Source organism: Streptomyces sp. NPDC059002 (assembly GCF_042740435.1).
GTDB lineage: Bacteria > Actinomycetota > Actinomycetes > Streptomycetales > Streptomycetaceae > Streptomyces.
On the sequence record NZ_JBHYJI010000087.1, the window covers coordinates 21,006 to 27,747 of the forward strand.

The window sequence follows — 6,742 nt, forward strand, 5'->3', positions numbered from 1 at the left end:
CGCATCCGCCGCCGGGCCTCATCGGAACAACCGCCGCCAGGTCTCGGGCCCCGGATAGCCGTCGGCCGCCGCGCCCCGCCAGCCCTGGGCCCGCTGGAACGCCTCCACATTGCGCCGGTCGCTCTCGCTCCAGCCCGGTCCTGGGCCCCGCGTGTAGTACGTGCCGAAGCCCTTCTTCACCAGCTGCCTGCCGAGCCGCTCGATCGCGGCGTGCGTCCGGCCCGCGCGGAAGACCCCCTTGCCGGGGTACGCCGGGGTCCTCCCGGCACCCGTGCCGCTGCCGCCGCCCGAGCCCGGCGTACCGCCCGTTCCCGCCGCGATGTCCCTGCCCTTGCCCGACATCAGGTACGACCAGGTCGTCGGGCCCGGCAGTCCGTCGGCGTCCTTGCCGTGCCAGCCCTGGGCCAGCTGGAACGCCCGCGTCGCCCTGCGGTCCGCGTCGGTCCAGCGCGGTCCGGGCCCCGAGCGGTAGTAGCGCTTGCCGCCCCGGGCGGTCAGGGCCCTGCCGAGCCGGGTCACGTGCCGGTTGTCCGCCCCGGGACCGAAGGACCCCGCGCCCGGGTACCGCGCCGCCGAGGTGCCGGAGCCGCCCGGCGTACCGCCCTGCACGCCCTTGTAGCGGTAGGCCACATAGCGGTCCCCGTACGACCAGTAGCCGTAGGGCGTGGCCTGTTTGCGGGCGTTCGGGCGGGCCTGTTCGTAGGCGATGTAATGCGAGTGCGTGTAGTCCGTCCACCCGCCGAAAATCGTCACGTGCGAACCCTTCGTGGGGTTCGCCGGATTGTGGAAGAGAAGAATGTCGCCGGGCTGCAGCTCGTCCTTCGCAATACGGACCCCGTACTGGTCGAGGCTGCCCGTCCATTCGTTCCCGCTCAGGTTCCACGCCATGGAGACAAAGCCCGAGCAGTCCTGCCGATAGCCGTCGGACCAGTACTTCTCCATGCTGTACGGCACCTTCGCCGCGACCCACTTCTTGGCCCTGTTGATGATCGCCGAACGGGTCGTCGACCGGAGGGCGACCGCCGGGGCCGTGCCCGTGGACGCCGGTGTCGCCGAGGCCCCCGGGTCGCCGTGCAGCGGGCTCGTGGCCCCCTGCGGCGTGCCGGGATCGCCGTCGGCCCTGCTCTCGCCCGGCACCGCCGCATGGCCTCCCACCTCGGTGGACGCCACGGCCGGCAGCGTCTGGCCGCCGCCGAGCACCGTGCAGGAGGCGGCCGCGAGCACCAGGGCGCGGCGTGCGCCGTGCGCCGCCGGATGGCCCCCGAGTCGTACCGGAAGAGCATGCGGCGCCGTACGCCGCCAGTGAATACAACCGGGACAGTCGCAGTCGCTCTCGGGGTCGAATTCCTCGAATACCGGAGCGGCCTCCATGCGATTCCCCTCACACCCCAGGAAAGAATGTCCGCGCATCTGCACGTCCGTCAGTTTCTCAACTGTCCCGGGATACCGCATGTTGACGGTCCGAATGATGCATTCGCCCCGGCCCGGGGCCGCGCCCGCACCCCGGGGGCCCGCCGGGGGTGGTCGGGAGCACCCCCGGACGTCCGGTAGAGTTCTCCAGGTCAGCAGGCGCCGCTAGCTCAGTTGGTTAGAGCAGCTGACTCTTAATCAGCGGGTCCGGGGTTCGAGTCCCTGGCGGCGCACAGACAGCGAAGGCCCTCCGTTCACGCGGGGGGCCTTCGTCGTGCTCCGGGCAGGGTCGCTCCACGGACCCGTACCGCTACCGTTGCGCCATGGCGCGCGACATCCAGGAGCGGATCAAGAAGCTCATCATCGATCAACGGCTGCCCTCCGGGGCCTCGCTGCCCACCGAGCCGGAGCTGATGGAGCGCCTGGGCGTCAGCCGGAACTCGGTGCGGGAGGCCCTCAAGGCGCTCCAGGCGATGGGGATCGTCGAGATCCGGCACGGTTTCGGCACCTATGTCGGGCCGATGTCGGTGGCGCCGATGATCGAGGGGCTCACCTTCCGCACGGTCGCGGGCCACTACCGGGGCGAGGACAGCCTGCTCCAGCTGCTCGAACTGCGCGAGGCGGTGGAGACCGGCCTGATCGCGCGCCTCGCGGGCCGGATCCCGGAGACCGACCTGGCCGAACTGGACGCCCTCGTCGACCGGATGGACGCCGAGGCGGCCTCCCCCGAGGGGGCCGTGCGCGCCGAGACCGACCGCGCCTTCCACGCCGCTCTCTACCGCGGGCTCGGCAACCTCCTCCTCGGTGAGGTCCTCGAGGCGTTCTGGGACGCCTTTCACAAGGTCCGCACAGACCTCGTGGACGTGCCGCAGGATCCGAAGATCACCTGCCGTCAGCACCGGGAGATCCTGGAGGCAGTGCGCTCGGGCGACGCCTTCCGGGCTGAGCAGGCCATACGCGAGCACTTCGGGAACATCCGCACCCGTCTGAGCTCACCCGTCTCAACAGACGCCCCAAATACCTCGTATGACCGGTAAACACCTTGTTTCGCTCTTGCGATCATGACTGGGCGCGTAGAACCCTGTCATGGAGCCATTGGCTCTCATGAGGCGGACGATACGGGGCAGTTGGGGGTCCGAGACGGCCGCGGCGGGACAGGGACGGGGGTCCCGTTCATGAAGCGATGTCGAGGGGGGCATCATGCAACCGGAAGGTTGTCTTTCCCTGTCTAAGGGGACGGTGGCCGACCACTGATGCGTCCGCGAGGGTCGAGGGGGATCCAAGCGGACGGAAGGACCAACGAACACGCGGGTGACCGCGTGCGGGGGGATGACTCATGACGTCGACGCCGACGGGCGCCCGACAGAACGACCCGTCAGAGACGACCCAGCTGCGGGTGCCACCGCACAGGACGGGCGGTTTCCGCAGAATCAAGAAGACCCTGCCGCGCTACGACTACGAGCACTACAGCCGCCTCGCCGGGCCGCTGACCCAGCCCGACCCGAGCAAGCCGTACAAGGTGAAGTACCGCTCGCTCCTGTCGCAGGAGCCCCACAAGGTGCGGGCCGCGCTGATGCTGGGCGCGGCCCCGCTGCTCTCCTTGGTCCTGCTCGGCTGGCTGCTGCAGCCCGAGCACTGGACCGAGCGGGACTACGTGGCCAACGACTGGCTGCCGGTGCTCGACGTCGTCATGCTGATCTCGATCGGCCTCATCGAGTTCTTCCGCTGCATGAACGTGCTCTCCAACGCGCACGCGACGCTCGTGGCCCGCGACCCGATACCGGTGGTTCCCGAGACCGGCACCAGAGTCGCCTTCCTCACCTCGTTCGTGCCCGGCAAGGAGCCGATCGAGATGGTGACGAAGACGCTGGAGGCCGCGGTCAAGATCCGTCACCGCGGTCTGATGCATGTCTGGCTCCTCGACGAGGGTGACGACCCTGAGGTCAAGGAGGTCTGCCGGCGGCTCGGCGTGCACCACTTCTCCCGCAAGGGCGTCGCGAAGTGGAACATGGCCAAGGGCCCGCACCGCGCCAAGACCAAGCACGGCAACTACAACGCCTGGCTGGACGCCCACGGCGACGACTACGACTACTTCGCATCGGTGGACACCGACCACGTCCCGATGCCGAACTACCTGGAGCGGATGCTCGGCTTCTTCCGCGACGAGAACGTCGGCTTCGTCATCGGCCCGCAGGTGTACGGCAATTACGACAACTTCGTCACCAAGGCCGCCGAGTCGCAGCAGTTCCTCTTCCACGCGCTGATCCAGCGCGCGGGCAACGCGTATGGCGCCCCGATGTTCGTCGGCACGTCCAACGCCGTACGCATCAAGGCCCTCAAGCAGATCGGCGGTCTGTACGACTCGATCACCGAGGACATGGCGACGGGCTTCGAGATCCACCGGGCCACCAACCCGAAGACCGGCAAGAAGTGGAAGTCGGTCTACACGCCGGACGTGCTCGCGGTCGGCGAGGGCCCCAACGCCTGGACGGACTTCTTCACCCAGCAGCTGCGCTGGTCGCGGGGGACGTACGAGACGATCCTCAAGCAGTTCTGGAAGGCGCCGTTCTCGCTGCCGCCCGGCCGTCTCTTCAACTACACGATGATGGTCATCTTCTACCCGATGTCCGCCATGAACTGGATCCTGGCCGCGCTGAGTTGTGCGCTGTTCCTGGGCCTCGGCGCGTCCGGCGTGAACATCGACCCGACCATCTGGCTGATGCTGTACGGCAACGCATCCGCGCTGCAGATCGGCCTGTACATCTGGAACCGCAGGCACAACGTCTCCCCGCACGAGCCCGAGGGCTCCGGCGGTGTGGCGGGCATGGTGATGTCGGCGCTCTCCGCGCCGGTCTACGCGCGCTCGCTGATGGACGCCGCGCTGCGCCGCAAGAGCAAGTTCGTGGTGACCCCCAAGGGCGATTCGGCGAGCCCCGACACGCTGTTCGGGACCTTCCGGATCCACCTGTTCTTCATTCTGGTCTTCGGCGCCTCGATGGCGGCGTCCTTCATGTACGGGCACTCCCACCCCGCGATGATCACCTGGGCCACCTTCGCCCTGCTGATCACGGCCGCGCCGATCTTCGCCTGGCGCTGGGGCATGCGCCAGGACAAGAAGAAGGCCAAGTCCCCTGGCGGAGACGGGACTTCCGCGCCGCAGCCGGGAGCGGAGACGATGGTCCCGCAGCAGCGCGACGCCACGGCACAGCTGCCGCAGGCCCACCCTGCCCCGCACGCACCGCACGGCGCCCCGCACGCACCGCAGCAGAAGCCCAGCTGGGCGGCGCCCGACCAGACCATGCAGATTTCCCTTGGGGGACGTAAGAAATGAAAGACCGTTCCAGCCGCCGCCGCGCCCGCCGCATCGCGATAGGCGCGGCGGTCGTCCTTGCGCTGGCAGGGATGAACGGCCCCTGGCTCTGGCGCGTGGGCTCGGAGAAGTACCACGACTACAAGATCAACAAGCCGGAGTACAAGGCCGACAACGGCCACTGGGAGGTCATCAACTTCCCCGAGGAGTACCGCCAGAACACGATCCACGCGGCCCTCCTGCACACGGGGAAGGTGCTCCTGGTCGCCGGGTCCGGCAACAACCAGAAGAACTTCGACAAGAAGAAGTTCGACACCCGCCTGTGGGACCCGGTCAAGAACACCATCAAGAAGATCCCGACGCCCACCGACCTGTTCTGCACGGGCCACACCCAGCTGGGCAACGGCAATCTGCTGATCGCGGGCGGCACCCAGCGCTACGAGAAGCTGAAGGGCGACATCACCAAGGCCGGCGGCCTGATGATCGTCCACAACGAGGACCCGGACGAGCCGAAGACGATCCCCGCGGGCACGAAGTTCACCGGCAAGAAGAACGGCAAGACGTTCGTCTCCAAGGACAACATCCTCGTGGAGAAGGCCAAGAAGGTCTTCGACAAGCAGACCGGCAGGTTCCTGCGCACCGAGCCGGGCCTCGGCCGGGTCTACGTCGAGGCCCAGAAGAGCGGCACCAAGTACGAGACCGGTACGCAGGACAACTACCGCATCCAGGGCCTGAAGGGCTCCGACACCCGCAACGTCTACGGCATGGCGCAGAAGCTGGCCCTGGACAAGAAGGACTTCCAGGGGATCAAGGACACCTTCGAGTTCGACCCGGTCGCCGAGCGGTACATCAAGGTCGACCCGATGAACGAGGCGCGCTGGTACCCCACGCTGACCACGCTCACCGACGGCAAGATCCTCTCCACCTCGGGCCTCGACGAGATCGGCCAGCTGGTCCCCGGCAAGAACGAGGTGTACGACCCGAAGACGAAGAAGTGGACGTACACGAAGGGGATCCGCCAGTTCCCGACGTACCCGGCGATCTTCCAGCTGGCCGACGGCAAGCTCTTCTACTCCGGTTCGAACGCCGGCTACGGCCCCGACGACGTCGGCCGCAAGCCCGGCGTCTGGGACCTGAAGACCAACAAGTGGCAGGGCATCCCCGGCCTGAGCGACCAGAAGCTCCTGGAGACCTCCGGCACGGTCGAGCTGCCGCCCGCCCAGGACCAGAAGTACATGGTCGTCGGCGGCGGTGGCGTCGGTGAGTCCAAGGAGTCCAGCAAGAAGACCCGCATCGTCGATCTCCTCGCCGAGAAGCCGCACTTCGCGGACGGCCCCGAGCTGGAGAAGGGCACGCGCTACCCGCAGATCTCCACGCTGCCCGACGACACGGTGCTGATCTCCGGCGGCTCCGAGGACTACCGCGGCCGCAGCGACTCCAACATCCACCAGGCGCGGATCTACGACGCGAAGACCGGCGAGATGCGGCGGGTCGCCGACCCCGAGGTCGGCCGCAACTACCACTCGGGCTCGATCCTGCTGCCCGACGGCCGCGTGATGTTCTTCGGCTCCGACTCCCTCTACGCCGACAAGGCCAACACCAAGCCGGGCGAGTTCGAGCAGCGCATCGAGATCTACACGCCGCCGTACCTCTACCACGGCTCGCAGCCGAGCCTCGGCAAGGGCCCCGAGACCATCAGGCGGGGCGGCACGGGGACGTTCCCGACGAAGCACGCCTCGGCCATCAAGACGGCCCGCCTCATCAAGCCGAGTGCGTCCACGCACGTCACGGACATCGACCAGACGTCGATCGCACTCGGCCTGAAGAAGTCGAAGGGGTCGGTCTCCGTGACGCTGCCGAAGAATCGGTCCCTGGTGGAATCGGGTTGGTACATGCTCTTCGTGACGGATGATCAGGGGACCCCGAGCAAGGCGCAGTGGGTGCACGTGCCGTAGCCCCGTCAGGGGCGCGGGGAACTGCGCGCTCAGCCCATGAAAAGCCGCAGTCGCATCTGCCGGGATC

General features: G+C 68.0%; 4 protein-coding genes and 1 tRNA gene. 4 read left to right on the forward strand and 1 reads right to left on the reverse strand.

The window, feature by feature from the left end; translation table 11 throughout:
* Positions 1-18: 18 nt before the first annotated feature.
* Positions 19-1,371 (reverse strand): peptidoglycan-binding protein, encoded by a 1,353-nt coding sequence (locus ACFWZ2_RS40690; RefSeq protein WP_384554710.1) that lies wholly within the window; start codon positions 1,369-1,371, stop codon positions 19-21.
* 198 nt (positions 1,372-1,569) lie between these two features.
* On the opposite strand from ACFWZ2_RS40690, the gene ACFWZ2_RS40695 reads away from it, so the two are divergent.
* From ACFWZ2_RS40695 to ACFWZ2_RS40710, 4 genes are all read left to right on the forward strand, one after another.
* A tRNA-Lys gene (locus tag ACFWZ2_RS40695) sits at positions 1,570-1,643 on the forward strand.
* A 90-nt stretch (positions 1,644-1,733) separates the two neighbouring features.
* The gene (locus ACFWZ2_RS40700) at positions 1,734-2,447 is read left to right on the forward strand and encodes a FadR/GntR family transcriptional regulator (RefSeq protein WP_384554711.1); all 714 of its coding nucleotides are present in this window, start codon (positions 1,734-1,736) and stop codon (positions 2,445-2,447) included.
* 299 nt (positions 2,448-2,746) lie between these two features.
* Positions 2,747-4,741 (forward strand): glycosyltransferase family 2 protein, encoded by a 1,995-nt coding sequence (locus tag ACFWZ2_RS40705; RefSeq protein WP_384554713.1) that lies wholly within the window; start codon positions 2,747-2,749, stop codon positions 4,739-4,741.
* A complete protein-coding gene (locus tag ACFWZ2_RS40710; protein WP_384554715.1) occupies positions 4,738-6,675 on the forward strand; it encodes a galactose oxidase-like domain-containing protein in 1,938 nt (645 codons plus the stop codon). The genes ACFWZ2_RS40705 and ACFWZ2_RS40710 overlap by 4 nt, the downstream gene beginning before the upstream one ends.
* Positions 6,676-6,742 lie beyond the last annotated feature (67 nt).